Raw genomic sequence first — 26,684 nt, forward strand, 5'->3', positions numbered from 1 at the left:
TCAATTCAGTCCGGCAAAATGCTCTAATTCTGCAGCGTTTTTCAGTCTGCTTCGGCCAAACGCACGAAGGCATAGGCGTTGCGTCTGAAAGGGGCTTCACCGCTATCCAGCGCGACCATCTTCTTCATCTCGAAGACGCGGGGTGAGAGCGTATACGTCACTTTGCACTGGGCCGGGCGTCCGTCATCCTCGCAGTCGGAGGTGGTCACGATCGTGACCTCGTCACCGGTCGCCGTCCGCGACATCACTGTTTCGCTGTTCAGTGTGCGTCCTTCATCGGATGCGATCAGCATGGACCTGTCATAGGCCGAAGGCTCATCTGGATATTTCAACTCCAGCCGAATTCCCTCGTCCAGCTGGTCAGCCTCCAGCGTCGCCGGAATAGTCACATCTTCATGCGGCGGGCTGTAATCGCGGTAGGTCAGGCTGCCCGTCCAGCTGCCCTCAAGCAAAGCGAGATCCCCCGGCTGCACCGCTGGCGGCTCAGCCGCGTCCTCGCTCAGAGGCGTCTGCGCACAGGCGACAAGTGCACCTGCAGCGAGCAGGCCGATAATCGTCCGCATTCATTCCCCCAATTCAGTATCGTATGCGCAGGGCGCGTGTGCCCGCCTTTGAAAGCCTAACCAGCGGAATCCCGCTGGAAGCTGTACTGGTGGCCAAAGCGCTGCTCTTCCTCACCGGCCAAGCGATAGGCCTTGGCGATGGAAAACTCGGTTTCGGAGATGTCATAGAGGTATTCGCAGGTCGCAATATAACGCCCCTCAATGCATTCCTGCCGGGTCAGCAAGGTCAGCATGTCGCCGCTTTGCTCACGCCGCAGCACCATCTCATCATTGATCCAGTCGCCGTCCTCAGAGATTTCGAGAGGTGCGCTGCCATCGCCCTGCGGCGATGCGGGAAATGAGAAATTGAGCGTCAGCGTCTGCCCCTCGCGGCTGACCTCAAGCTCTACATCGGCGGTGCCCTGCCCGCTCTCGGCGTTCGGGTCGGCATAGACGAGATTACCCGTCCAGCCATCGCCCAGGATCGGCTCAAAATCCTCAATGGAGACGCTGGCCGTCCGCCCCGGTGCGTCGACGCGCGCAGGGCTTTCCTCTGGCGCAGGGGTCGCGGGCGGCGGCGGCGGGGTCTCACCCGCATCATTGCCGCACCCAGCCACGACAAAGGCGAGGCCTAAAAGGATGGAAGAAAATCGCATGGGGCCTGTCCTCATATCTGTCTGGCGCCAATGCACCTGCGTCCGCACGCTAGGTCAATGGCGTTCGACCGAAATGGGCAGCCCTGATCTTACGGGACGTCGGCTTGAGAAAGCCTGGCAACCGGTGCCGCGTAAGACCCTTTGATCTCTTCGAGGCGGCTCTATTCGCTGCGCAGCTCGATCGTTTCAGCCTGACGCTCATAGCGCAGCGCGCTGCGGAAGAAGAGGCTGCTCAGATAGAGCGCGCCGATCGCCGTGATCGCCTCGACACCCCAGAAGATCGCGCCCGTAATGTGAAGCGCGAAGAGGAGCAGCGCAGCAAGCCCCATGAAAAAAGCCGCAGAGATTTCAAACATGAAAATGCCAGCAACAGCGGCGCGGAAAAGTGCAGCCATAAGAGAGCTCCAGACGATACGAGGCGTCCAAAAAAACTCGGGCGCGCCATCTATAATAATGACGCGCCCGGCCCAGCAAAAGCTGCTCTCGCAAATTTAATGCAGTCTATTCGCTCGCATCGTCTGCGACCTTGACCAGCTCGGTTTCGATCATCAGCTGGAGCTCATCGGAAACGCCCGGGATCGCATAGTCGACGCCCCAGTCAGACCGCATCATCGTGCCGGTCGCGGAGAAGCCCGCCTTGGTCGTGCCGCGCATCTCGCCCGCCTTGTTCAGCGTGACATCCAGCGTCACCGGGTGGGTCACACCTTTCAGCGTCAGATCGCCAGTCATCGTGCCGGTCTTGCCGTCTTCGGTCTCGAAGGAAGTCGCAGTGAAGGTCGCCGTCGGGAAGGCCTCAACGTCGAGCAGGTCGCTAGAGGACAGGTGGTTCTCGAAGCTGTCATCATCTGGCGTACCAACCCAGAAACCGCCATCGGCGAGGTTGAAGGTCACTTCGATGGAAGAGTTCTCCGGCGCTTCCATGTCCAGCATCAGACTGGCGTCATAATCGGTGAACTCGATGCCCTGCTTGGAAAAACCCATATGGTCCCAGCTCGCAATGATCGTCGTATGATCCTTGTCGAACTCATAGGCGACCGGCTCTGCCATGGCGGCAGGGGCAGCAAGGGCAAGACCGAGGGCGGTCATCGCGAAAGTGGCGGTTCTGGTCATGAGGTGTCCTTTCAGAAGTGGCGGGGGAGATAGTCCTGCCAAGAAAGGTGGAGCAGCGCCCACGTGAGGCAAGCGCCTGCATAACTCTTATCCGGCCAGCGGATGCGCCGTTTCGAGAAGCTCGGCCAGCTCATCGGTCAGGACGTGCGTGTAGATTTCCGTCGTCGAAATGTCGGCATGGCCGAGCAGCGTCTGCACCGATCGGAGGTCCGCGCCGCCCTGTAGCAGGTGGGTCGCATAGGCGTGACGCAGGGCATGCGGATGGACTTTCGACGGCTTGATCCCTGCCTCGAGCGCCAGCGCATCCAGCATCTGACCAAGGCGGCGGCGTGTCAGGTGCCCCTCCTTGCCGCGCGATGGAAACAGGTAGGCCGACGCGCCATTGGCCTTCAGTGTCTTCTTCGGCAGGCTGTCCTCGCGAACTTCCAGCCAATCTGAAATCGCTTCCAGTGCCGGACCGCCAAGCGGGCAGAGCCGGTCCTTACCGCCCTTGCCGCGCACAATGATGTCGCGTGTTTCCCAATGGCCGCCCTTCCGGCGTGGCAGATTGCCAAGCTTCAGGCTGACCAGCTCACTGACACGCAGGCCCGCCCCGTAGAGAAGCTCCAGCAGGCAACGCATCCTGACATCCTCGCCGCATGCATCGATGAGGCGCTCAACCTCCTCGCGGCTAAGCACATCTGGAATGTCGCGGCCCGCCTTTGGTCCTTCCTGCTTTGAGGTCGGGTCATCCTTGCGGTCGCCCTCCTCGAACAGGAACCGGAAAAAGCGGCGCATGGAGGAAAGCTTTCTCGCCTGCGTCCGCGGCGCGAGACCCTGGGCCGCAAGTGAGGACACATAGCGGGACACATCTTTTGCGTCCGCCCGCGTCAGCTTTCCGCGCATACTGTCTGAGGCATCACGAAGATCGCGCCCATAGGCGTCCAGCGTATTGGGGGAGGCCCCACGCTCGGCGCTCATCATTTCGAGGAAGGCATCTATGCGGGCAGCGTCGCTCATGGCCCGAATTTGCCGCCGCGATGCTTAACAGGGCGCTTAAATAGCGAAACGGGCGCCAGTGTCCGGGCGCCCGCCTCAAAGGTCTTCAGAAAACACCGCCAGTGCACCGCCACTGCACCGTGGCTGCACCGTCGAAACGGGGGTGTTTTACTCCTTCGGTGGCTCTGTCTTGTCGACCACCGGATGACCATGATCAGGGTCATCATTCATCTTGTGCATCGCCACGACGACCCCTGAGAGGGCCAGAATAGCGATCAGGTTCGGGAACGCCATCGACGCATTCGCGATATCCCCGAACAACCAGAGCGCATCAGTATTTGTCACAATCGCTCCGCCAAAGACCACGATCACCCAGATATAGCGGAATGGATGCGTGGCCCATTCGCCAACCAGATAGGTCACGGCCTGCTCACCATAATAGGACCAGCCGATGATGGTGGTGAAGGCGAAGAAGAAAAGCGCAATGGTTACAACCCACTCGCCGCCCGGAAGGGCTGCACCGTAGGCTCGCGCAGTGATACCGGACGACTCCGCATCAGTCTCATAGACATAGCGCACTTCGTTGAGGACCGTCGCATCCGTCGAGGCAGCAAGCGCCTTGTCGAAATAGGCCTGCTCTTCAGCTTCGGTCGAGCCGGTTGGCAGGTCAGATGCGAGGCTCAGGCCATTGGTACGGCACTGCTGCAGGAACGCCGAAGCCTCCTCGCCGCGCGCGGCAACAATCTCGGTGCGTCCCTCAGTATAGGCCGATGGGAACAGGTCCTCGACGCCTGTGCCCTCCGGCAAGGTGTTGTAGCCTTCCTCCACACACTGGTTCGCCGCGATCAGCGCCGGGCTGCGTGTGAAGTCACCGGAAACGGTCAGGATGACCAGCGCCGTCATCGTACAGATAACGATCGTGTCGATGAACACGCCGATCATGGCGATCTCGCCCTGCTGAACCGGGTTCTTCGTCTTGGCTGCTGCATGCGCAATCGGCGCAGAGCCCTGACCGGCCTCGTTGGAGAAGAGGCCGCGCGCAATACCAAAGCGCACCGCCTGCATCATGCCATAGCCAGCCGCACCGCCGACCACTTCCTGCAGACCAAAGGCCGACTTGAAGATGACGGCGAAGGCATGCGGGATCTCACTTGCATTAAGGATCAGCACGACCAGCGCACAGAGCACATAAGCGCCTGCCATGAGCGGTACGATCCGCCCGGCAACACTGCCGATCGACTTGATGCCGCCAATGATGACCGCGAAGACGAGACCGGCAATGACAACGCCAATGCCCCAGTTCGGAAGCGATAGCCCCATCGTGCCGCGAGCCGTTTCCATGGCCGTTTGGGTGATGGAGTTGGACTGGATCATCGAGCCCGTCGCCGCTGCAGAGAAGAGCGTGCCGAGACAGAAGATAACGGCCAGCCAGGTCCATTTCTTACCGAGGCCGTTCTTGATGTAGTACATCGGCCCGCCATTGATGCGGCCATACTCATCCGTTTCGCGGTACTTTACGGCGAGGGAGCTCTCAGCAAAAGCGAGCGCCATACCGAGAAGCGCCGTGATCCACATCCAGAAGATCGCGCCGGGACCACCCATCGCAATCGCCGTCGCGACGCCGGCAAGGTTACCAGTGCCAACCTGACCAGACAGCGCGGTCGACAGCGCCTGCCAAGGCGTAATCGCGCCATCCTCGCCTTGCGCCTTGCGGCCCTGCCAGACTTCGGCAAGGGCAGGCACGAACCGGCGAACCGGGCGGCCAGCAAGGCGGATCATGACGAACAGGCCCGTGCCCAGAAGCACAATGGCAAGCGGCCCAATCTCTCCGGGAATGACGACGGTGTCGCCCCATGTGCCGCCCCAGATAAATCCGGCGACATTCTCAATCAGCGTGACAAGCGATTCCATAAGCCCCTCCGGCTCCCTCTCAGCTCAGGCGGCGACACTAGACGTGTTTTCATCCGTGTGAAGCGCAAACGGGGCAGATTTTTCACCTGCCCCGCTCAACCTGCATGAATTTTGTCGCTTCAGATGCCGATCAGGCAAAGCCTTCGCCAACGCCGAAGTCGCGGCGCGCTGAAACGATCGTCACGATCACACCGGCCAGCACATCGAGCAGCGTCATGCTCATGATGATGAAGAAAGTCGAGGTCGCAAAATTCGGCATGAGCAGGAACTCAACGAGGCAAACGATGAACAGGATCATCGAGACGGCGTGGTTGAGAATGGAGGAAGTTCCGGTGCTGGTCGACTTCACGATTTCAACGAACAGGAGCGTGATGGCGACGAAGACGAGCATCTCGCCATTCGTGATGGACCAGTTGACGCCGGAGATCATCGGAAAGGTCACGAGCGAGTCTGACAGAAGCTCCAACAGGGGTGAAGCATTGTTCACGGCATCATAGTTCACTGTCGTGCCGGAATAGGTCAGCGCAATCAGATTGTAGATCGCGACCGGGATCACGAGGAGAGGAAAAAAACTGAACAGTGCACGCATGGAAGACACCCCCTTTTTCAGGCTGCGCAACCAGTTACCACGCGGCCCATTAACCGTGCCTGACTAACCCGGCAGGTGCGGGCTGTTAAGCGGAATCTCGGATCAGGCGAACTGACCACAATCCATTCGCTGGGGATTGGGCGCCTAAAGCTCGTCCGCGCCGCCAGGGTTGCGGCGACGGCGGATCAGCCAGGTCACGCCTCTAAGGTCAGACAGCGCCGCCCAGAGGCGTCCGAAATTAGTATAGTTCGACTTACCAGCGCCCCGCGGCCTGTGGTTTACGTCCATGAATTCGGCCGCATAGCCTTCGGCCTTTACCAGCGCGGGCATGTAGCGGTGCATATGGTCGAAATAGGGAAGCGAGAGATACGCATCGCGCTTGATGACCTTGATGCCGCAACCGCTATCGTCGCAGTCATCGCGCAGCATGCGCCGGCGGATTGCATTGGCGAATTTGGACCCGAAGCGCTTCCAGGCGGTGTCCTTGCGGCTGGCGCGGCGGCCCATCACCATGACGAGGTCGGCTGGCGCATCCGCGCGGGTGAGCGACCGGTAAAGGTCCGGCAGATCGGCAGGGTCATTCTGGCCATCTCCGTCGAGCGTACCGATCACCCGGCCGCGCGCCGCGCGAACACCTGTGCGGATCGCCCGGCTCTGGCCGGAATTGGTGCGGTGGCTGAGCACGCGCAGCGCCGGATATTGCGACTTCAGACCAGCCAGCACAGCGCGCGTATCATCGCTGGAGGCGTCATCGACCATGATCATCTCATAGGCGCGGCCATCGAGCGCTGCGGAAATCTCTTCGATCAGACCGGCAGCATTGCCCGCCTCATTATGCATCGGGACGACGACTGAAAATTCGAGCGTTTCGGCCATGGCCTCTCGCCTTTTGCTGAAAACTTTAGCGCAGTTCCTTACGCGGTTCGGCCAGAATGCGAAACCATGGATGCGGGAAGCTGCTGCGAGAAGCCGTGCCAAGCCCCGCAGATTGCGATACGACGCGCCCGATGAGTGACGTGTCAGCCCTTCCAATCGAGAGCCTGCTTGGCGAGATATGCTCGGTCATCCGGGACCGGAAGCGGCTGGTTCTGGCAGCCCCACCGGGCGCGGGCAAGACGACGCGTGTGCCACTGGCGCTGGCCGGTTTGATCGACGGCTTTGACGAACTACCCGGCAAGATCCTGCTGCTCGAACCAAGACGGCTCGCCGCCCGAATGGCCGCTGACCGTATGGCCGCGACACTGGGAGAGAAGACTGGCGAGCGGATAGGCCTTGCGACTCGGATTGAACGCAAGGTGTCGAAGGCGACGCGGGTCGAAGTGATGACCGATGGCCTGTTCACCCGCCGTCTGCTGGCCGATCCGGGTCTTGAGGGCGTGTCTGCCGTGATCTTCGACGAAATCCACGAGCGCAGCCTAAATGCAGATCTCGGTCTCGCGCTGGCACTCGAGGCCCAATCGGTGTTCCGCGATGACCTCCTGCTGCTTGCCATGTCGGCGACGCTGGATACTGAGAAAGTCGCCGGAACGCTGGATGCGCCCGTGATCGAGAGCGAGGGGCGTCAGTTTCCGGTCGAGACCAAGTATCTTGGCCGCAACCGGGATCGCATCGAGGACCAGATGGCCGCGGCCATCACGAAGGCGGTTCAGGCGGAGACGGGCTCCATCCTCGCTTTCCTGCCGGGGGCTGGTGAGATCAGGCGCACGGCCGAGCGGCTCTCGGGCCTGCCCGCGAGCGTCTCGGTTCACCCTCTCTATGGCGCGCTGTCACCGCGAGAGCAGGATGAGGCGGTTCGACCTGCCCGAGCCGGTCAGCGCAAGGTGGTGCTCGCGACCGATATCGCTGAAAGCGCTCTCACCATCGAAGGCGTCCACGTCGTCGTCGATGCGGGTCTCGCCCGCGTGCCTGAATTTGAACCGTCCAGCGGGACGCAAGTCCTTCGCACGATCCGCGCGGCAAAGGCGAATGTGGACCAGCGCCGGGGCCGGGCCGGACGTCTTGGGCCGGGCGTCTGCTACCGCCTCTGGGATGAGGAAGAAACGCGCGGCCTGATCGCTGCGCCGCGCCCGGAAATCCTGAATGGAGACCTGTCTGGCCTCTTACTCTCCATCGCTGAATGGGGCGAAGATGACCCTTACCGGCTGACCTGGCTCGACGCGCCGCCGCGTGGTCGCATCGAAGCGGCCCGCGAAGCGCTGAGTGCATTTGGCGCGCTCGACGAGGCAGGGAAGCTGACCGCGCATGGCAAGGCCATGGCGGCCCTGCCGCTGGAGCCGAAATATGCAAGCCTGGTGGCGAGCGCCGCCAGCGACGGCGAGCGCGCACTGGCCGCAGAAATCGCGGCACTGGCCAGTGAGGCAGGGGTTGGCGGTAGTTCAATCAACCTCAAGGACCGCCTTGAACGCTTTCGCCTTGAGACTTCACCGCGCACAAAGGCATTGCGCCAACAGGCCGATCGTTGGGCGAAAGGCGGGCGCGCTTTCGGAGACCCCGCGCTCCTGCTTGCAAAGGCCTGGCCGGGGCAGATCGCAAGGCGCCGGGACGGATCGGAAACGAGCTACCTCCTGGCAAACGGCCGATCTGGCGAACTCCCAGCAGAGAGTGCCGTTACCCTCTCCCAATGGATCGTCGTCGCCGACATGATCGGTGCAGCCGGGCGCGCCCGCATCACGCTCGCCATTCCCATCCGTGAGCAGGACGCCCTCGCCCTCCACCCGCCAGCTACGGAAGAATGGGCAAGCTTCGATCCAGCGTCGAAAAGCTTCAAGGCCCGGCGCGTGAAGGCCGTCGGGCGCATCGTCCTGTCAGAGACACCCCTGCCCCAACCATCGGGTGAGGCTGCGCGGGCCGCCTTCATCAATTTCGTTCAAGAGAATGGTTTTGAAGCGGCGGGCATCGGCGAGCCGGTGAGCGTCTTTCTCGCCCGGCTCGGCTTCCTACATCGCAGCTTTGGTGAGGACTGGCCGGACCCGGATGAGGCGCAGCTTGCTGCGACAGCCGGTGACTGGCTGGCGCCTGCACTCGGCGGCGGCAAGTTCGATATGCCATCCGACGGCACGGTACTGAACGCGCTGAAACAGTCGCTCGGCTGGCCAAAGGCGCAGGAGATTGACACGCTGGCGCCTCCGACGATTACGCTGCCATCAGGCCGCAATGCGCCCGTCGATTATCTCGATGACAATGCACCGCTGGTCGAAGCCAAGGCGCAGGAGCTGTTTGGTCTTAGCCGTCAACCCGCCATCGCCGACGGGCGCGTGCCGGTCACGCTGCAGCTGATATCGCCCGCCGGACGACCGATCGCCGTGACCAAGGACATTTCAGGCTTCTGGAGCGGGGGTTACCGCGACATGGCCAAGGATATGCGCGCCCAATACCCGAAGCATGACTGGCCGGAGGATCCGGCGTCGGCCAAGCCGCATGTCGGGATGACGAAGAAACGGTTGGGGCGTCAGGGCTGATTGGCTGACTATTGCCCACGTGGTTCGACTTCGCTCACCATTCGGGCTACTGCAACGGCGCGACCAGCCGCATGGTGAGCGAAGTCGAACCACGCGGCGTTACGCACTGAGCTTGCGCCTAATGCGGGCGGCGCTCGTCGCCCCATTCCATGCCCATGGATTTTTTCATCCAGTCGCCAAAGGTCGCCGGCTTCTGGAGGTTTTTCGGGTCCAGCGTACCGAAAGCGACGATCGGCCCGTCGGCTGTTTCGAGGCGCACGCCGGAGAGCTGCTGGTGCGGATTGCCCCAATTGCCATAGCTGGTGGCCGGGTCGAGCAGGAGCATGACCTTGGTGCCGCCTGTCCCGTCGGCGCGCTTGCCAAAGACGAGGCCATAGCATTTCTCACGGCCGAAACCGCCCGAATGGCCCTGCCGTTTTCCGTCGAGAAGCACCTCGTCCCAAAGGAGGTTACGGCGCCACTGCAGGACGTGCATTTCGCCCTCGTCGGTGACGACTTTGATATCGACCTGATGGAGACCGACTCGAACCAGTTCTGCGCGCATGGGAGGCTTCCTTCTTCTCGTTATTATCGAAAAACAATAATTCGAGACATGGGAAGCGTCAAGCGGTATCTGGCCGGGACACTCATGGGCGTCCCGGCCAGCCGCGCCTAGAACGCTTTCTGCCAACCCAGGGTCAGTGTGTAGTCGGTTTCAAGCTGCGGCCCGTTCAGGTCGCGGTAAAGCGGCAGCCCGAATTCGAGCGCGAGGCGGTGGCCACTCAGAGCACCTTCAGATGCCGCGAGATTGACGCCGAACAGGGCCTCGACCGTTTCGCCGCCATGATTGTCGGGGTCTGCTGTCTGGACAGGGGCCATGATGTTCGGGTCAATGCCCTCAATCGCGCCCTTGGTCGTCGCCTTGAGACGCCCCGATAGGGACACCCATGGGCGAGGCTCATAGGCGACCCAACTCGTTGCCTCGAAGACGTCGCCCAGCGCATAGCCTTCATCATTCTCGTCTAGCCTGATGATCGCAGACGCCTGCGCCCCATAGCTCCATTGCCCAGCACGGCTGCGGGCCGTGAGCGCCGGTTTGAGATCATAGGTGCCGAAGCCGAGTTGCATCGGGTAAGGCAACCTCATCTCAGGGCGCATATTCATCGGCGTCAGGACGCGGTCGGTTTCAGTGATGGACCCGGTGGGGATGGACAGCATGAGTGAAGCGTTGACCTGCGCATGCGGACGCGAGCCGTCGTCGAGACCGATAATGGCGCCGACACTGGTATCGCCCCAACCGGAAACTTCGGTCGTGAAGTTGCCAAGCACGGTCGTGCCCATGCCGCCCTGATAGGTGCGGTGGTCCATTTCCTTCGTGTGGTAGTTCACCATGCCCATCAGGGTGATGCGGTCCGTCAGACCGTACATCGCGCCCGCCATGTGCATCTTCATCGGCATGTCCAGCGGCACGACCCGAAGCGTTGTCGGCATCATTGGGGCGCCTGCGAACCGGTTGGGAATGGTGGTGACGATGGTGTCCGGCGCGACCTCATCAGTCCCGATCCGGTTACCCGACATGTCCATATGCATGTAGCGGTAGGAGACCATCCATTCGCCCTGCTTGTGGCGGTGGTCGGCCATGACGCCGATCGGGGCGTGATCGCTGGCATAGGTGACCTTGCCGCCATCGCCCTCATGGGCATGAGCGGCAGGAAGCACGGCGAAAGTGAGCGCAGCTGCTGCGCTGAGTGTTCTGTAGTTCATCTTGAATCTCACATGAAAAGTAGGGGCCACGCAGCGGGGGCGCTGCGCGGTCATAGGGTTTTCAGTTCATGCAGATTGAGGCGGCCCCTGAGGCGGCGCACCGGGCCAGAGCGGTGTGCGGGGATGGCCGGCAGACCGCGCAGGCTGGGACGGCCGCACGGATGTGGTGATGGCACGTAGCGGCAATGCAGGCGCTGTGACCGGCAGCGCGAGCGGGACGAGGCAATCGCCGCAGCAGGTGCGGTCGGACGTGTCTTCATGATGTCCGCCGACATCGACTTCGATCGACCGGCTGAGACCGTCGCCGCAGATCGGGATCGAGATCGTCTCTCCCGGCACAATACGCAGATGCGCCTGGGCCCCGTTTGCCAAGTAGGCGAACAGCCCCAGGAGAGCCAGAAAGTGAAAGAGCCGCCTCATCTTGAGGCGGCTCCTAGAATAATTTTCCGCAAGCGGATATGCGGCCAAATGGCCCCTGACAGCCTACCGGCCTGCAAGGCGCAGGAAGCGGTCACGCATGTCCTTGTCGGTCTTGAAGACGCCGGTGAACTGCGTCGTGATGGTCGACACGTTCGGATGGTGAACACCGCGGGTCGTCATGCACTGGTGGACGGCGTCGATAAGCACGGCTGTACCGGCTGGCGCGAGGCTTTCCGTGATGGCGTCGCAGATCTGCGCCGTCATCGTTTCCTGCGTCTGAAGGCGCTTTGCGAAAATCTCGACCACGCGTGCGATCTTGGAGATGCCGACGACAGCCTGGGTTGGCATGTAGGCGACATAGGCGGTGCCAAGGAACGGTGCCATGTGGTGCTCACAATGGCTCTCGACGTCGATCTCGCGGAGCATGACCATGTCGTCATAGCCCTGCACATCATCGAAGGTGCGGGAGAGATACTTCACAGGGTCCTCCTCATAACCCTGGAACCACTCTTTATAAGCTTTCACGACGCGCTTTGGCGTATCAAGCAGGCCCTCGCGGCGCGGATCGTCGCCTGCCCATGCGAGCAGCGTGCGAACGGCGTCTTCGGCCTCTTCCTGTGTTGGTCGACGTACAGCGTCCATATGTCCGCGATTTTCTTCTTTTGTAATGGCATCCATCGCCATGGCATAGTTCCTGTTCTGAGGGACGGGGGTCGAGCCAGATGTTCTGTGGATGCGCCCTACACACCCCAATACCGGACTTAACGCCCGCCCATTCGTGTTCCCTCAGGGCGTATACTGTCACATAAGCCAACTGGATCACTATTTCTACAAGTTGCGATCACTGCCGCCGCGACAAGACAGCCCTTCGAAGCGGAGTGTTAAGACTGAAGTGCTAGCAGTGACGGCCTGAGGGCGGCCCGCTAAGGGCGTGGCGGCAAGGCGCAATGCAACGGCTTTTTCAATTCTATGCGGTCGCCATTCTGTCCGTTTCAGCCATTGCGTATGGTGTCTATCTGAGCGCCGCAGATGGCCTCATCGATGTGACGGGCCGTGAGCTTATCGGGCGCGATTTTGTCAATTATTACAGTGCAAGCAGGCTCATTCTGCACGGGGCTGGCGAGACGCTGATGAAGGTCGGCGAGTACCGCGCCTACCTGCAGGTCCAATACGAAATCGCACTGGGGCTCAACTGGTCTTACCCGCCGCACTACCTGTTCTTCGTGCTGCCACTTGGCTTCTTTGGCTATCTGCCTGCCTATGCACTCTGGATTGGTGCCGGCACTGTGCTTTTTGTCGCGGCGACGCGGCTCGGGCTGGGCGCGCAGAGGCAGGATTGGGCCACCTATGCGCTCTTCACGCTCGCCGCGCCCGCCTTCCTGGTGAATGCGGCCTTTGGCCAGAACGGGCTAATCACGGGCGCGCTCCTCTTTCTGGGCGTGAGCCTTGTTCGTCACAGGCCGATATTGGCAGGCATCTGCCTCGGCGCGCTGACGGTAAAGCCTCAGCTAGGGCTGCTCATCCCGGTTTTTCTGCTTCTGCGTGGGCACTGGACGGTAATCGGCTCGGCTGTCGTCACCAGCGCCGCGATGATTTTTCTGTCAGCGCTCCTCTTCGGAGTGGAGCTGTGGCAGGACTATTTCGAACAAGTCCTCCCCTTTCAGCGCATCGTCGCCGAAGAAGGCACGGGCATTTTCCTGCGCATGATGCCGACGGGGTTTGCACTGGGGCGACTGGCTGGGCTCGACGCCTCCACCGCGATGGTTGTGCAGGCGCCCTTCTCACTATTGGCGCTAGGGGTGGTGGTCTGGACATTCCGAAAGCCATCGGCCGCGCCGGACTTGGAAACCGCCCTGCTTCTCGTCGCGGTGTTTCTCTTTTCGCCTTACGCCTTCAATTACGACATGCTGGCGCTGGTGCCTGCGCTCTACCTGGTCTTCTCACGGCAGACCGGGGACGGCCCCGCACTGACCCGGTTCAACCTTGTGATGGCCGCCCTGCTCTTCCTGCCGCTGATCACCTTCTTCGCGCCGCTCGGCCCCGTCATTCTGACGGCGGCGGCCCTTCTGCTGGCGCAGCAGATCGCGGTCGCCCGTGGCAGCAATGCCGTCTCTGCCAGCACCCCTGCGAATTGACGCGCGCCCAGAATTTGCGTTCAAGCAGCCACAGTTCTCAACCCTCGACGCCGCGCCGATAGAAGAAGTCACACCAAATGCCCCTGAAGCTCTACAATACGCTTGGACGAGAAAAGCAGGTTTTCGAACCTCAGGATCCGGATCGCGTGACGCTCTATGTGTGCGGGCCGACGGTGTATAATTACGCCCATATCGGCAATGCGCGCCCACCGGTCGTTTTCGACGTCCTCTTCCGCCTGCTGCGGCGGACCTATGGCGAGGCGTCGGTGCTCTATGCCCGCAACATCACCGATGTTGAGGACAAGATCATCGCCCGCTCGCTTGAGGAAGGCACGCCGATTGATGAGATCACGCAGAAATATGCGGCGATCTACAATGCTGATATGGCGGCGCTGAATGTGTTGCCACCGTCGATTGAGCCATGGGCGACAAAGCATATCGACGGCATGGTCCGCCTGACCCAGCAACTCGTCAGCAAGGGGTACGCCTACGCAGCAGCCTCTGGCGTCTTCTTCGATGTCAGCCAGATGGACGATTATGGAAAACTGTCTGGGCGCAAGCTTGAGGACAATGAAGCTGGCGCCCGCGTTGCCGTGTCCGAAGACAAGCGCAACCCGGCCGATTTCGCGCTCTGGAAGTTTGCCAAGGAAGGCGAGCCGGAAGAGGCGACATGGGACAGCCCGTGGGGCCGTGGCCGCCCCGGCTGGCATATCGAATGCTCTGCCATGATCGCCGCCCATCTCGGAAAGACAATCGACATTCATGCCGGCGGGATCGACCTTCAATTCCCGCATCATGAGAATGAAATCGCCCAGTCAGAATGTGCCCATGGGGAGCCGATGGCCCGCTACTGGCTGCATAATGGCTTTCTCGACATGGACGGCGAGAAGATGTCGAAGTCGCTCGGCAATGTGAAACTCATTCATGACCTGATTGAGCAATGGCCGGGCGAGGTGCTCCGCTTTGCGCTCCTGTCGGGACACTATCGCGCACCGCTCGACTGGACGCGCGACCTGCTGGAACAGTCAAAGACCACGCTCGGCCGTATCTATGGCGCGCTCCGCCGCGTCTGGGAGGCCGAAGGCGGTGAGGCCAGCGACAAGAGCATCGACAAGGCGCTCAATGATGACCTCAACACGCCGGTTGCGCTGGCAGAACTGTCGCGGCTTGCTTCTGAGGCAAACCTCGCAGCTGATGCCAAGGACGCCCCGAAAATGGCAAAGGCGCGCGCTGAACTGCTGGCTGCAGGTGAGAAGCTTGGACTGCTGACGCTGACACCCTCAACTTGGGAGCAAGGCGGTAGCGCAGATGACAAGGCGCGCATCGACGCGCTGGTTCAGGCCCGGCTTGACGCGCGTCAGGCCAAAAACTGGGCCGAAGCGGACCGCATTCGAGACGAGCTTGCCTCCGAAGGCATCGAGGTTATGGACGGCGCAGGTGGTTCGACCTGGCGGCGCATCTAGACGAGGTCTGAACGCATGAAACACTTCGCGCTGTACCTGACAGGCCTGCTGGCGGCGCTCATGATCGCGTCTTGCGCGGCATCGTCCGAGACATCCCGCATGAGCGACGATGGGACTTACACCATCTATCTTGTGCGGCATGCTGAAAAGCAGGCTGGCGATGACCCCTCGCTGACGGATGCTGGCCGGGAGCGAGCAGAATTGCTTGGCGAGCTTCTATCAAATGCGGGCGTAGAGAAAATCTGGTCGAGCGATTATCGCCGCACGCGCGAAACGGCTGCGCCGCTGGCGGCTCACCTTGGTCTAGACGTAGAGATCTATGACGCGTCGGACCTTCCAGCGCTTGCTGATCGACTGATCGCAGACCGCCTGACCTCACTCGTGGTCGGCCACTCGAATACGACGCCGCAGCTGGCTGAACTTCTGGGCGCCGCCCCCGGCGAACCGATCGTCGAAGCGAACGAGTATGACCGCCTCTATGTCATAGAGCGCAGGGACGGTGTGACGGTGTCGGATAAGATCCGGCGCTTTGGGCAAAGGGCTGATTGAAGCTACCTAGCCCTTCAATCAATAAAAAAACGCCCCGGCATGACCGGGGCATTTTCAATTTCTGAACTGAGTGGCTCAGTCTTCCGAAGAACTGAGCTCTGAAATGACGAGCGTTGCGTCTTGGAGTGCGCCTCGATCATATGTGCCGACCCAGATGTCATACAGGCCATCGGAGCCCGGATCGAAACGAACCGAAGGGTTGTGGCTTGGTCCGCTGTCATCGTCGCAAATCCAGTCGCCATCCGGCGTGTTGATCACCAGCGTCGTGTCATAGGCGGAGCGAACGGTGATGATCAGCGGCAGCGAGCCGGACCCATTGTCATATAACAGGTCGTAGTCTGGCGCATCGGCAACATATCCAGGGCAGCTGGAGCCAAGCTGGTCACTGGCATCGAGACTACCGCCCGCGCGCAATTCGATCTCATGAGGATCAGGCTGGAAGCCAGCGCTCAACTCAATCGTGCCGTAAGTGGCCTCTTTCATAAAATCCTGCGCAGATCCGGACATACAAAGCCCAAGTGCAGAAACAGCCAATGCTGCAATGCGGACGGTTTTCATGGTTAGCTCCCCTCAGAAATTCAGTATTCAGCCTACCATCAAAGCTCTTCAAAACAAGGTTTATGGTTAACATAGGTTAATTATTGGCCTCGTGAACTGTGTGTGAACGTATTCATGGTCTGCAACGTTTATGAGACGAACATTCGAAATTGCGGACCAATATCAGCGCCATACATCTTGCTGGACTGAATAGCTGGGAATTCATGAGCCACGTAAACAATCTGCGCTCGCTCCTGATCTCTCTTGAAGAGCGGACAGAGGGCGAAATCGTCACGATCGCTGACCTGCTCAATGCGGTGGGCAGGCGCGCCTATGGCCCGGTCCTCCTATTGCTGGGCTTCATATCGATCAGTCCGCTCTCGATCGTACCGGGGGCAAACTGGCTCATCGCGCTGGTCACCCTCATCTTTGCGCTGCAGATCGTCGTTGGCCTGCAATATCCCTGGCTGCCGCGCCGGGCGCTCGACTTCAGCTTTCCGCGCAAGCATCTCATCAGCGGCATACATCTCATCGAAAAGCACGCGCACGCCGTCGATCAGATCCTGAAGCCGCGGCTGACCTTTCTGACGCGGGTTCCGTTCATCAATCTCGTGGCACTAGCCTGCGTCGCGGCTGCGCTGATCACCTTCCCGCTAGGCCTCGTGCCGTTTGGGCCTTTCCTGCCCGGCCTGACGGTTCTTCTGTTTGGTCTCGCCCTGACTGCGCGTGATGGCGTGCTGCTGATCATCGCAATCGGCAGCCTCGTTGGCGCCGCCATCCTGCTCATACGCATCCTGCCGCGCGTGATGGCGTTTCTCGGCCTCTAGGTACCGGTTTCACCGAGTTTACTTGATCTTCAGCGCTTTCGGGGCGATCTAGGGGTCATGAGCGCAGAGCTTTATCATAACCGCGTGCTGGAACTGGCCGCCAATATCCCCCATCTGGGGACGCTTCCCGATGCCGATGCATCGGTGGAGAAAGTTTCACGGGTGTGCGGCTCTGTGGTGCGCGTCGATATTCGCCTCAGCGAAGACGGCGACACGGTCGAGGCGATTGCCGTCGACCCGAAAGCCTGCGCGCTTGGTCAGGCCGCGACGGCCATCCTCGCCGAGCATGCGATTGGCGCACCGGTGGACGAAGTGTTTGCCGCCTGCGACGCCTTGAAGGCGATGCTGAAAGACAATGGCGAGCCGCCGAAAGGCCGGTTCGCAGAGCTTCGCCACCTCGAAGGCGTTGCCGACTATCCGCCCCGTCACACCTCGACGATGCTGGCCTTCGATGCGGCCTGCGCGGCCATCGAAACGGCACGAACTAAGCGGGCTGCGGCGGCCTGAGCGTGACCGCCGTAGCCGAGAGGCAGCCCCGGGAAGAAAATCCTGCAGCCTTATCGGGTTGAGGGCCGCCGTCCACGCGTCTAGAACCGCTTTCGACGAAACACGAACCGGGCCATGAAGCCTTATGTCTGATCGACGCAGGAAGGTCGCGCACGCGGCCCTCAGAACGTACAAGATGACGCTGTCTCCCGCCTTCCAGGTGTTCGGAGCGCAGTGCCGTCATGTCCCGTCGTGCAGTGAATATTGCGCTGAATGCGTCTCCCGCCACGGTCTGTGGACCGGCGGGTGGATGACACTGGCCCGGCTGTCGCGATGCCGCCCTGGCGGCTCCAGCGGCTACGATCCTGTTCCCGAAAAAGCAGACACGATACCTGTCTGGGCGCCGTGGCGTGCCGGAGACTGGGCCAGAACCGCGCGGCCCTTCCCGGATGCAGGCCCCGAGACGAACTGAAAAGCAAATCCATGATCAATGTAACGCTACCAGATGGATCGCAGCGCCAGTATGAGGACGGGGCAAGCCCGGCCGATGTTGCGGAGTCCATTTCCAAATCCCTCGCCAAGGCTGCGCTTGCCGCCAAGGTGAACGGGGAACTCTATGACCTGAACCGTCCGCTGGACGGCGACGCCGAGGTCGCCATCGTGACGGCACGCGACAAGGAGGGACTCGAGCTCATCCGGCACGACGCCGCCCACGTCCTCGCGCAGGCCGTACAGGAAATGTATCCTGACACGCAGGTCACGATCGGCCCTGTGATCGATGATGGCTTCTATTACGACTTCGCACGCGAAAAGCCCTTCTCCACGGAGGATTTCGAACGCATCGAGAAGAAGATGGAAGAGATCATCGACCAGGACTACCCGATTGTCCGGGAAGTCTGGTCGAAAGAGGACGCCATCGAGACGTTCAAAAAGATCGGCGAAGATTACAAGGCGCAGATCATCGACGACATCATCCCGCCGGGTGAGCCGATCACGGTCTACAAGCAGGGCGACTGGTTCGACCTCTGCCGTGGTCCGCACCTGCCATCGACGGGCAAGCTGCCCAAGGCGTTCAAGCTGATGAAGCTCGCTGGCGCATACTGGCGCGGCGACCATCGCAACGAGATGCTCCAGCGCATGTACGGTACGGCCTGGGCCAATGAGAAAGACCTCAAGGCCCACCTGCTGCGCATCGAGGAAGCCGAAAAGCGCGACCATCGCCGGATTGGTGCACAGCTGGACCTTTTCCATCTCGACGGCACGGCCGCGGCCGGGTCAGTCTTCTGGCACGCCAATGGCTATACGGTCTGGCGCCAGCTCGAGGCCTATATGCGTCGCCGCCTCGATGCCGAGGGTTATGACGAGATCAAGACGCCGCAGCTCATGGACTCGGTCCAGTGGGAAAAATCCGGCCACTGGGGCAAGTATCGCGAGAACATGTTCATCGTGCCTGACTTCATCCCCGAAGGCGAAGAAGGCGTCGAGATTTCGGTGCCGGAAGACGCCAAGCTGATGGCGCTGAAGCCGATGAACTGCCCGGCGCATGTCGAGGTGTTCAAGCAGGGCCAGAAGTCCTATCGCGACCTGCCGATCCGTCTGGCGGAGTTTGGCTGCTGTCACCGCAATGAGCCGCACGGCGCCATTCACGGCATCATGCGCGTGCGCCAGTTCACGCAGGATGACGCGCACATCTTCTGCCGCGAGGACCAGATCGTCGAGGAGTCGATCAAGTTCTGCCGTCTCCTTGAAAGCGTCTACCGCGACTTCGGCTTCGAAGAGATTGCCGTGAAGCTTTCGACGCGCCCCGATGTTCGCGCCGGTAGCGACCAGGTTTGGGACCGGGCCGAGAAGGGCCTGAAAGACGCCGTCGATGCGGCAGGTCTTCCTTGTGATATCCTGCCCGGCGAAGGCGCTTTCTATGGGCCGAAGCTTGAGTTCCAGCTGACGGACGCAATTGGCCGTGTCTGGCAGTGTGGCACGCTTCAGCTCGACTATGTGCTGCCTGAGCGTCTCGGCGCCGAATACACGGCGTCCGATGGCACCAAGCAGCGCCCTGTGATGCTGCACCGGGCCATCCTTGGCTCCATGGAGCGATTTATCGGCATCCTGATCGAGGAATTCGCAGGTGCCTTCCCGCTCTGGCTTGCGCCAGCGCAAGTGATCGTTGCGACGATTACCTCGGACGCCGACGAATACGCTGAGGAAGCGGCCCGCACGCTGCGCGCCGCAGGCCTGCGCGTGGAAGTCGATACGCGCAATGAGAAGATCAACTACAAGGTCCGCGAACACTCCCTTCGGAAGGTTCCTGTGATCGCCGTCGTTGGTCAACGCGAGGCCGATGATCGCAAGGTGGCGCTTCGTCGGTTTGGCTCTCAGGGTCAGGAAATCCTCGGGCTTGATGAGGCGGCTTCGAAGATCGCTGCCGAAGCCACGCCGCCCGACCTGAAACGATCTGGAGACGAATAGACATGACTCAGGGGCGCGGGGCAGGCTTTGCCGTCATACTGGCCATAGCATTCGTGCTCTGGCTGCCGGTCGCAGTATTCGGCTCTCAGGGCTATTCCGCCCTGATCGGTCTCACCGCGATTGCGGCCGCCTTCTTCGCGCCCCTTCGTCGTTTCAACCTCATTGTCCTTTCGCTGTTCGCCCTGGCCATCTGGTCTGCGGCGAGCAGCCTCTGGTCCGCTGAGACCGGCACAATCATCAATGGTGCGCTGTCAGAGGGCACGATGAATGTGGACGCTGCGGGTCTGCGCATTCTGCTCACTGTACTGGCGAGCACGCTGACCATCGCCGCCGCGTTGCGCATTCCCTACGGTGCAGGGCGCAAGTCGCTTCTCGTGGTGGGATGCATGCTTGGTCTGCATGGTCTTGTGACAGTTCTCATGGGCCTGTTGCCCGAACTCACCCTCGACCTCTACTCCCCGATGAGTGACCGGGTGAAAGAGGCCCCACAGAATATCCTGCGCAGTGCAAACGCCTTTGTGCTCGGCCTGCCTATCCTGATTGGCCTCGCGGCCGCTTTCGCAGGGCGCGCAACCGTGGCTGCTTGCGTCGCTCTGCTGACCGTCGCCTTCGTTGCCTTCCTGATGATCGGCACGGATGTTGCGCTTCTGGGCGTCATCTGCATGGCTGTTGCCATCGGCGTCGTGCTGATCTTCGTTCATCACGGTTTCCGGGTTCTGATGATCGCCATTTCGGCGTTTATCTTCCTGTCGCCGCTGATCCTCGGCGTCGGGGCCGCTGCGCTGACGCGGACTGATATGCCGATGCCGTGTTCTGTGCAGTCGCGCGTCTGGGCGTGGAACCTGACCTCCGAGAAGATCCAGGAACGTCCGATTACCGGCCACGGCATTGAGGCATCAAAAGAATGGCGCGACACGTTTGGTGACCGTCCGGACCTGCTTCGCGAAGTCGACCAGAAGTGCCGGAGCGATAATGCAGACTGGGAAGTCTACCGCATCCTGCCCGGGCACCCTCACAATATGGGCCTTCAGATCTGGGCTGAGACCGGCATCATTGGCGTCATCCTCGCCATTGCATCCTTGATCATTATCGGCAACCGGTTGCCACGGCCCGGCGATGTCGACATCCCGACCCGCATTGCGATCGCGAGCCTTATCGGCGGTTCGTTCGCCCTGTTCAGCCTGTCCTACAGCGTCTGGAATGAAGCCTTCTGGGCGACGATTGCGCTGGCGTCAGCAGGCGTCATCCTGCTTGACCGCGTGACGGGGCCGGCGAGACTGGACACAAAATGAGAGTCCCGACCACCGCCATCGTGGTCAGCTATCACACCGGGCAAAGTCTTAAAGAATGCCTCTACGCGCTCGCCAGCGACCCGGCGGTGGATGCGGTGCGCATTGTCGATAACGGAAATCCGGAAGCGATGCGGGACTGGCTCCGGCAGTTCTGTGAGAGCCGTCCGAGCATCACCCTCATCGATGCAGGCGGCAATATTGGCTTCGGAGCGGGCGTCAATCACGGCGCAGCCGGTATTGAGAGCGGCGACCTTCTCATTATCAATCCGGATGCCATCCTGAAGCGCGGCAGCATTGAAGCTCTTCAGCAGGCCGCAGAAGGCCAGCCTTCGCCTTGTGTCGTGGGCGGAAATGTCTTCGACACCTATGGCCGAGAAGTGCGCGGACCTCGCCGGCGCAAGCTTACCCTGCTCCGGGCGCTCACCACCTTTTCTGGCTGGAACACCTGGACGCTGGAGCGCACCCCGCCACCCAAAGGGCCTGTCCCGGTCGGTGCCGTGTCCGGCGCGCTCATGCTGATCTCCGCAAAGGATTTCACCGCGCTCGGCGGCTTCGACGAGGGTTTCTTCATGCATGTCGAGGACGTAGATATCTGCAGGCGTACCTCAGAGGCGGGCGGCATCACGATGTATACCCCGCAAGCGGGCGCCCTGCATTACGGCGCAACGTCCGAAGCGCCAGCCAAACGCGTGGCGGGCTACAAGGCTGACAGCCTCGTCTATTATTTCAGGAAGCATGCCGGCGGGCCGCTTGAACGCCTCGCGGTAAATCTGATCGCACCGCTGCTGCGGTTTGCAATCGTTTCGCGCGCCCGCGACTAAAGCGTCGATCCTTCGTTTCAATTCGGCCCGCCGCTTTATGTCCTTGTTTTGGCGCAAGTATCCGTTCGCAAACGATTCCGTTTGCTCCGAACTTGCTTTAAGGCTGGAAGTCGGCAGGTGGCAGCGGCGCGCTGGTTTCTTCTGGCGTCGGGCGAGCCACAAGCTCACTCACGGACGGGGTAAACTCGCGCCAGTCATATTCAGTCAGCTTGAAAGCATAGGGCTCTGCTCGCTCATTTATGGTGCGCGCACGGCGAGCGCCCTCCCCTGCCTCGATGGCCCGCAAGGTCACCCAATATCCATCCGTCTCACGCCAGGCCCGAAGATCAATCTCAAGCCCGTCAAACGTTTCGCTGATATGGCGTGACACGGCGCGGCCACTGAGGGCCTCCGCAGACTTCACGTCGATAGGGGCGAGCCGCGTGATGGCAAGCGCGGTGGCCGATACCGCCAGCGGATTGGTGACTTCGAAATCCTGATAGGGCGGCGCAGGCCGGAAGCTTCGCGCATTGCTGCCTGCCGGGCGCGATAGGTAGACGGAATTACCGCCCCGGCCTGTAATACGTACAGCCGAGACTGCCGATGGCTCAATCGACATGATGTCGAGATCGAGCCACGCTTCACGTGTGCGGAGCGGCGGGAGGTCACCGCGCACCCGGAAGGCAATCGTCTCGTCAGGCTTGCGCGCATAGGTGTATTCATTGCGCCGACCGGTGATGACTTCGGCGACACGCGCCCCATCGCCGGAGAAAAGCTCAATCAGTGTGCCATTGCCTTCTTCGCGCGGATCCCCAAGCGCGAGCAGGGAAAGCCGCTCAGGGTTCGAGGTCCGACGTTCCCCCCAGCTAAGCGTTTCGAGACCTTCCAGAAGCGTATTCAGCCTGTCTTCACGGACCGGATACCCGCCCGACTCTTCCATCAGCCAGGCATCATTCCGTTTGACGAGATTATAGGTCACGTCCTGATCGGTGATGGTGATGCGCGCGACATCACCCTTGATCGCCGAGAAGTTCGACAGGACCGGATTGCCCGTCCTCGGGCTGGTCGAGCGGCCATCCGCATTGAAGACAGCAAACAGGATCAGGATGATCCAGAGCGAGGCTGCCGCAATCGACAGCCGCTGAACGAGGACGGAACGCTTGCGGTCTAGACGTCTGCTCATGCCGGCGACTTCCTCCGCCGCCACCAGACAAAGCAGCCAACCGCACCGATGAGGATCGCGCCTGCGAAGATGTTGATGAATTTCAGCCAGCCTTCGAGGCCATCGATGTCTCGCCTGAAGTCGCGTTCAATGGAGCGAAGGCGCTCACGGGTAGCGAGAACTTCGCTGCGAAGCTGGGCGAGTTCCTCTTGCTGTTCCGCCGAGAGGCTGGCGCCGGTGGCACTGTCGAGGAGGGCGCTGTCGCGGCTATCGATCTGAAGCAGTTCCTGCAGGCGCGCTTCGGATTCAGCGAGCTGGGTTTCAAGCTGGGCCTGTTCCTCAAAGAAACGGGCCTGCGCCTCATCCCGCATCGCTTCGACGCGCGTCATCGTCCGGCGGGAAGAAGCACGCGCCCGAAGGCTGAGCAAATTGGCATTGCCCGACATCATGTCGAGCGCATTCATGATGAGCGCTCCATTGTCTGCAAAGGCGCTCTGGCGCTGCATGTCGATATAGAGCCCGTCGTCGACGAGGTCTGCGTCCGCGAGGATGAGGATTTCCGCTTCACGCTCGCTTGAGGAGATGTGCGGCTGCGCATGCTCAATCGCCTCCGCCGCAAACTGCGCCATGACCGGGTCTTCGGGCAGAACCGGCTCCGGGCGTCCATCGAGAAAGGCCGAGACCAGCGTGCCATGGACACGAACCCCAAGCGCACGAGCGCCTTCAGTCGGCTCATAGAGGGCTAGCGCATCCTCCACGCCGATATCCGTCATCGCCGTTTCGGCGTCGATCCAGGATGGGGCCGTGCCCGTTTCGATCAGTACTTCCTTGTCGATCGGAGAAGCTTCGTCGAGGATGAGTGCGCCTGAGGAGGCAAAATTGACGGACCGTGACAGGGGCGCTGTCAGGATGCTGTCCTGCGACATCATTGAAGGCGGAGTCGACAGGTAGAGCGGATGGCGGATGATGCCGGTCCGCCCGCTTCCGGTCGGGGCCTGTATGGGGAGCGCGGTTTCCGTGTCAGCGATGGCCTGCTCGGCGAGCGTCACGCCCCAGACCGGTCCAAAGCGGCCAAGGTCAGAGCGGATACGCCGCTCTACACGGCGGCTCGGCGGTTCAGGCGATGTCTTGGCAGCCGCATCGACCAGCATGACCACGCGGCCCGTGCGCAGGATGAACTGGTCAATCACCCAGCTCTGCCATTCTGTCAGCTCTGGCGGGTGGATCATGATGAGCGCGTCGAGATCTTCCGGCAGCGCATAGAAGTCGACCGCAACAGGCTCGACATCAAAAGACCGCTTCATCTCCTGCAGCAGCGTGTATCCGCCCTCTGCGCCATCCGCGCCCATACCCGGAAGCGTCGTCAGGAGGCCGATCTTTGGCGGGTCAGGACGGTCGAGGCGGGCGATGAGGCGGGTGAGGTCGTATTCGAGCGTCTCCTCGCGCTCTGGCGCCAGAAAGGCGAGGACGCGTTGTTCATCGACGGTGTTCTGGCCAATGATGCCGAAATAGAGCGGATCGTCGCCTTCAGTGTCGACCGCATCAATACCAGCAGCCAGCGCCTGATCTTCAGCTTCCGAGAAGGGCTTGGGATCAATCTCCGTGACCTTGAGATTGGCGCCGGCGACAGCCGAATAGCTGTCGAGCAATTCGCGCACGCGTGCCGCATAGGCCCGCACCTGCGGATAATCCTGCCCAACCTGGCGCGTGTAGACGAAGGTAAGCTCTATCGGCTCCTCAAGCGTGTCGAGGACTGACCTGGTCTCTGGCGACAGCGTGAAGAGCGCGTTCTGCGTGAAGTCCACGCGCGCCGGACGTGTCAGCGGATAGATGATGAGCGTCGCGGCGACAAAGATCGCGAGGATCAGCGCCGTGGCAGCGGGGAGGAAAGCGCGCGGCGTCATCCTGCGAACGCCCGCTTATTGGCCACCCAGATCGTGTTCAGCGACAGCCAGGCGAGGATCACGCCGCCAAAATAGAGGAGCGCGCGAAGCTCCAGCACGCCGCGCTGGGCCGTCTCGAAATAGGTGAGGAAGGAGAATTGTGCGACGAGGTCACCTGCAGCCGCACCGAGCAGGCCAGAGATCGCGCCGACCAGCATGGGCCAGCCAGCGGCGGTAAAGACAAATGCCACGAGGATGCCTGCGATATAGGCCAGCACCTGGCTGGAAAAGAGCGAGGACATCGCTGCGCCGATTGAAAGATACGCGCCCGCCATGAGCAGGCTGGTCAGATAGGTGATCGCGATGGCGCCATTATCTGGGGCGCCGAGATAGTTCACCGTGATCCACATCGGAAAGGTCAGGACGAGCGACAGCGCCGCGACACTCCAGGCCGCCAGCAGCTTACCTGTCGCAAGACCGAACAGGCTGACCGGCAGAGAGAAGAGAAGCTCTGACGTGCTGTAGGCGATCTCGTCTGCCCAGAGGCGCATGGAGAGCGCGGGCAGGAAAATCATGTAGAGCCAGGGGTGCCAGTAGAAGAATGGCTGGAGATCGGCGAGGCCGGTATCAAAGAAGCGCGACGCCTCCCAGGTGAACACGCCGACCAGCATAAGGAAGATGGCGACAAACACATAGGCGAGCGGCGTCGCAAAATAGGCGCGCAGCTCTCTCAGATAGCTCGCCCGCAGGCTCGTCAGGATGTCGCGCAGCTCAGCCTTCATTGCTTGCAGCCTCCTTCTTGGAGACGAGGTCAATGAACGCTTCCTCGAGACCGCCCTTGCGGCGCTTCGCCATGTCTTCTGGTGAGCTGTCTGCAATGAGTTTGCCCTGATCGATGACGATCACGCGGTTGCACATGGCCGGCACTTCTTCCAGCGTGTGCGTTGAAATGACGATGGCCTTGTCCTTCGCCATGCGAGAGATCAGCGCCCGAACTGCCCGCTTCTGGATCGGGTCCAGTCCGTCTGTCGGCTCATCAAGGATCAGCACGTCCGGATCATGGATCAGCGCGCCTGCCAGCCCGACACGGCGGCGATAACCTTTAGAGAGGGTCGAGATCCGCTTAGACATCACATCGGCGATGCGCGCGTCGGCGATCACGCGCTCGACTGCGCTGCGGCAATCGCTGCGAGATATGCGGTGGGCCGAACAGAGAAAGTTCAGAAAGTCGAGCGGCGTCATGTCCGGATAGAGCGGCGCGCCTTCTGGCAGGAAGCCGAGGCGCCTTTGCGCTTCACGCCGGTTGGACACGATCGAATGACCCGCGACGATCACGTCACCTTTGTCCGGCTCAATGACGCCGGCCGCCATACGCATTGTGGTGGATTTGCCCGCGCCATTCTGACCAAGGAAGCCCAGAACCTCGCCCTTGTTCAGGCTGAAGCTCATGGACTCAACAGCTGTCCGCCCGCCGAACGACTTTGAAAGCTGCTTCAATTCGAGCATCACTGGTCCTGTAGCACCGCGCTGGAGACTGACTAATCAGACACGCATAAGTTTTCCAGAGTCGTAATGCGGAAACCGCAGACCTGATGGAGGCTGCGCTCGGATCTTCTGGTGATGTGAGGGGGAAGCTGTCGGACAACGGTAACAGGAGCCCCGGGGGGCTGGGGGGGC

27 protein-coding genes are annotated in these 26,684 nt (G+C 61.2%); 10 read left to right on the forward strand and 17 right to left on the reverse strand.

Annotated features, from left to right (window positions below; all coding sequences use genetic code 11):
- Nucleotides 1-41 precede the first annotated feature (41 nt).
- The 8 genes from D1222_RS05025 to D1222_RS05060 all read right to left on the reverse strand — a co-directional run bounded on the left by D1222_RS05025 (nucleotide 42) and on the right by D1222_RS05060 (nucleotide 6,662).
- Complete coding sequence (locus D1222_RS05025; RefSeq protein WP_119453102.1) at nucleotides 42-563, reverse strand: hypothetical protein; 522 nt, start codon at nucleotides 561-563, stop codon at nucleotides 42-44.
- 56 nt (nucleotides 564-619) lie between these two features.
- Complete coding sequence (locus D1222_RS05030) at nucleotides 620-1,198, reverse strand: hypothetical protein (RefSeq protein ID WP_119453103.1); 579 nt, start codon at nucleotides 1,196-1,198, stop codon at nucleotides 620-622.
- Between the two features lie 161 nt (nucleotides 1,199-1,359).
- Nucleotides 1,360-1,593: a hypothetical protein gene (locus D1222_RS05035; protein ID WP_119453104.1), complete on the reverse strand. Its 234-nt coding sequence runs from the start codon at nucleotides 1,591-1,593 to the stop codon at nucleotides 1,360-1,362.
- Nucleotides 1,594-1,699: 106 nt separating this feature from the next.
- On the reverse strand, nucleotides 1,700-2,308 hold the full coding sequence (locus tag D1222_RS05040; RefSeq protein WP_119453105.1) for a YceI family protein: 609 nt from the start codon (nucleotides 2,306-2,308) through the stop codon (nucleotides 1,700-1,702).
- Nucleotides 2,309-2,395: 87 nt separating this feature from the next.
- Nucleotides 2,396-3,307: a tyrosine recombinase gene (locus D1222_RS05045; protein WP_119453106.1), complete on the reverse strand. Its 912-nt coding sequence runs from the start codon at nucleotides 3,305-3,307 to the stop codon at nucleotides 2,396-2,398.
- A 147-nt stretch (nucleotides 3,308-3,454) separates the two neighbouring features.
- A complete protein-coding gene (locus tag D1222_RS05050) occupies nucleotides 3,455-5,197 on the reverse strand; it encodes an alanine/glycine:cation symporter family protein (RefSeq protein WP_119453107.1) in 1,743 nt (580 codons plus the stop codon).
- Nucleotides 5,198-5,327: 130 nt separating this feature from the next.
- A complete protein-coding gene (locus tag D1222_RS05055) occupies nucleotides 5,328-5,786 on the reverse strand; it encodes a hypothetical protein (protein WP_119453108.1) in 459 nt (152 codons plus the stop codon).
- Between the two features lie 144 nt (nucleotides 5,787-5,930).
- Nucleotides 5,931-6,662, reverse strand: a complete 732-nt coding sequence (locus D1222_RS05060) for a glycosyltransferase family 2 protein (protein WP_119453109.1) — start codon at nucleotides 6,660-6,662, stop codon at nucleotides 5,931-5,933.
- A gap of 131 nt (nucleotides 6,663-6,793) precedes the next feature.
- Here D1222_RS05060 and hrpB point away from each other — a divergent pair, with 131 nt between their 5' ends.
- Nucleotides 6,794-9,244 (forward strand): ATP-dependent helicase HrpB, encoded by a 2,451-nt coding sequence (hrpB, locus tag D1222_RS05065; RefSeq protein ID WP_119453110.1) that lies wholly within the window; start codon nucleotides 6,794-6,796, stop codon nucleotides 9,242-9,244.
- 118 nt (nucleotides 9,245-9,362) lie between these two features.
- On the opposite strand, the gene D1222_RS05070 is transcribed toward hrpB, so the two are convergent.
- From D1222_RS05070 to folE, 4 genes are all read right to left on the reverse strand, one after another.
- Nucleotides 9,363-9,788 carry a hypothetical protein gene (locus D1222_RS05070; RefSeq protein ID WP_119453111.1) on the reverse strand — a complete coding sequence of 142 codons (426 nt, stop codon included), beginning with the start codon at nucleotides 9,786-9,788 and terminating at the stop codon, nucleotides 9,363-9,365.
- A gap of 107 nt (nucleotides 9,789-9,895) precedes the next feature.
- Complete coding sequence (locus D1222_RS05075; protein ID WP_119453112.1) at nucleotides 9,896-10,987, reverse strand: transporter family protein; 1,092 nt, start codon at nucleotides 10,985-10,987, stop codon at nucleotides 9,896-9,898.
- A 66-nt stretch (nucleotides 10,988-11,053) separates the two neighbouring features.
- On the reverse strand, nucleotides 11,054-11,407 hold the full coding sequence (locus tag D1222_RS05080; RefSeq protein WP_119453113.1) for a hypothetical protein: 354 nt from the start codon (nucleotides 11,405-11,407) through the stop codon (nucleotides 11,054-11,056).
- A 63-nt stretch (nucleotides 11,408-11,470) separates the two neighbouring features.
- The gene (folE, locus tag D1222_RS05085; RefSeq protein WP_119453737.1) at nucleotides 11,471-12,085 is read right to left on the reverse strand and encodes a GTP cyclohydrolase I FolE; all 615 of its coding nucleotides are present in this window, start codon (nucleotides 12,083-12,085) and stop codon (nucleotides 11,471-11,473) included.
- A 269-nt stretch (nucleotides 12,086-12,354) separates the two neighbouring features.
- On the opposite strand from folE, the gene D1222_RS05090 reads away from it, so the two are divergent.
- The 3 genes from D1222_RS05090 to D1222_RS05100 all read left to right on the forward strand — a co-directional run bounded on the left by D1222_RS05090 (nucleotide 12,355) and on the right by D1222_RS05100 (nucleotide 15,554).
- A complete protein-coding gene (locus D1222_RS05090) occupies nucleotides 12,355-13,542 on the forward strand; it encodes a glycosyltransferase family 87 protein (RefSeq protein ID WP_119453114.1) in 1,188 nt (395 codons plus the stop codon).
- 77 nt (nucleotides 13,543-13,619) lie between these two features.
- Entirely contained in the window at nucleotides 13,620-15,005 is a 1,386-nt protein-coding gene (cysS, locus tag D1222_RS05095) for a cysteine--tRNA ligase (RefSeq protein WP_119453115.1), read from the forward strand.
- Nucleotides 15,006-15,020: 15 nt separating this feature from the next.
- Nucleotides 15,021-15,554, forward strand: coding sequence for a SixA phosphatase family protein (locus tag D1222_RS05100; protein WP_119453116.1), 534 nt, complete (start codon nucleotides 15,021-15,023; stop codon nucleotides 15,552-15,554).
- Between the two features lie 75 nt (nucleotides 15,555-15,629).
- Here D1222_RS05100 and D1222_RS05105 read toward each other — a convergent pair whose 3' ends face one another.
- Entirely contained in the window at nucleotides 15,630-16,112 is a 483-nt protein-coding gene (locus tag D1222_RS05105) for a peptidase S1 (protein WP_119453117.1), read from the reverse strand.
- 203 nt (nucleotides 16,113-16,315) lie between these two features.
- On the opposite strand from D1222_RS05105, the gene D1222_RS05110 reads away from it, so the two are divergent.
- The 6 genes from D1222_RS05110 (at nucleotide 16,316) to D1222_RS05135 (ending at nucleotide 21,983) form a co-directional block, all read left to right on the forward strand.
- Nucleotides 16,316-16,918: an exopolysaccharide biosynthesis protein gene (locus D1222_RS05110; protein WP_119453738.1), complete on the forward strand. Its 603-nt coding sequence runs from the start codon at nucleotides 16,316-16,318 to the stop codon at nucleotides 16,916-16,918.
- Nucleotides 16,919-16,975: 57 nt separating this feature from the next.
- Nucleotides 16,976-17,425: an iron-sulfur cluster assembly scaffold protein gene (locus tag D1222_RS05115; protein ID WP_119453118.1), complete on the forward strand. Its 450-nt coding sequence runs from the start codon at nucleotides 16,976-16,978 to the stop codon at nucleotides 17,423-17,425.
- A 124-nt stretch (nucleotides 17,426-17,549) separates the two neighbouring features.
- A complete protein-coding gene (gene yidD, locus D1222_RS05120; RefSeq protein ID WP_119453119.1) occupies nucleotides 17,550-17,876 on the forward strand; it encodes a membrane protein insertion efficiency factor YidD in 327 nt (108 codons plus the stop codon).
- A gap of 11 nt (nucleotides 17,877-17,887) precedes the next feature.
- A complete protein-coding gene (thrS, locus tag D1222_RS05125) occupies nucleotides 17,888-19,870 on the forward strand; it encodes a threonine--tRNA ligase (protein WP_119453120.1) in 1,983 nt (660 codons plus the stop codon).
- 2 nt (nucleotides 19,871-19,872) lie between these two features.
- Complete coding sequence (locus tag D1222_RS05130) at nucleotides 19,873-21,162, forward strand: O-antigen ligase family protein (protein WP_119453121.1); 1,290 nt, start codon at nucleotides 19,873-19,875, stop codon at nucleotides 21,160-21,162.
- Complete coding sequence (locus tag D1222_RS05135) at nucleotides 21,159-21,983, forward strand: glycosyltransferase family 2 protein (protein WP_119453122.1); 825 nt, start codon at nucleotides 21,159-21,161, stop codon at nucleotides 21,981-21,983. The genes D1222_RS05130 and D1222_RS05135 overlap by 4 nt, the downstream gene beginning before the upstream one ends.
- A gap of 97 nt (nucleotides 21,984-22,080) precedes the next feature.
- Here D1222_RS05135 and D1222_RS05140 read toward each other — a convergent pair whose 3' ends face one another.
- Genes D1222_RS05140 through D1222_RS05155 form a run of 4 tightly spaced genes read right to left on the reverse strand, consistent with a single transcriptional unit; the run spans nucleotide 22,081 to nucleotide 26,513 of the window.
- Nucleotides 22,081-23,145 (reverse strand): DUF4340 domain-containing protein, encoded by a 1,065-nt coding sequence (locus D1222_RS05140; RefSeq protein WP_119453123.1) that lies wholly within the window; start codon nucleotides 23,143-23,145, stop codon nucleotides 22,081-22,083.
- Nucleotides 23,142-25,028, reverse strand: a complete 1,887-nt coding sequence (locus D1222_RS05145; protein ID WP_119453124.1) for a Gldg family protein — start codon at nucleotides 25,026-25,028, stop codon at nucleotides 23,142-23,144. The genes D1222_RS05140 and D1222_RS05145 overlap by 4 nt, the downstream gene beginning before the upstream one ends.
- Nucleotides 25,025-25,789, reverse strand: coding sequence for an ABC-2 transporter permease (locus tag D1222_RS05150; RefSeq protein ID WP_119453125.1), 765 nt, complete (start codon nucleotides 25,787-25,789; stop codon nucleotides 25,025-25,027). Before D1222_RS05150 ends, D1222_RS05145 begins: the two co-directional genes overlap by 4 nt.
- Entirely contained in the window at nucleotides 25,779-26,513 is a 735-nt protein-coding gene (locus D1222_RS05155) for an ABC transporter ATP-binding protein (protein WP_119453126.1), read from the reverse strand. Before D1222_RS05155 ends, D1222_RS05150 begins: the two co-directional genes overlap by 11 nt.
- Between the last annotated feature and the right edge of the window lie 171 nt (nucleotides 26,514-26,684).

It is taken from the genome of Henriciella algicola (assembly GCF_003576245.1).
GTDB lineage: Bacteria > Pseudomonadota > Alphaproteobacteria > Caulobacterales > Hyphomonadaceae > Henriciella > Henriciella algicola.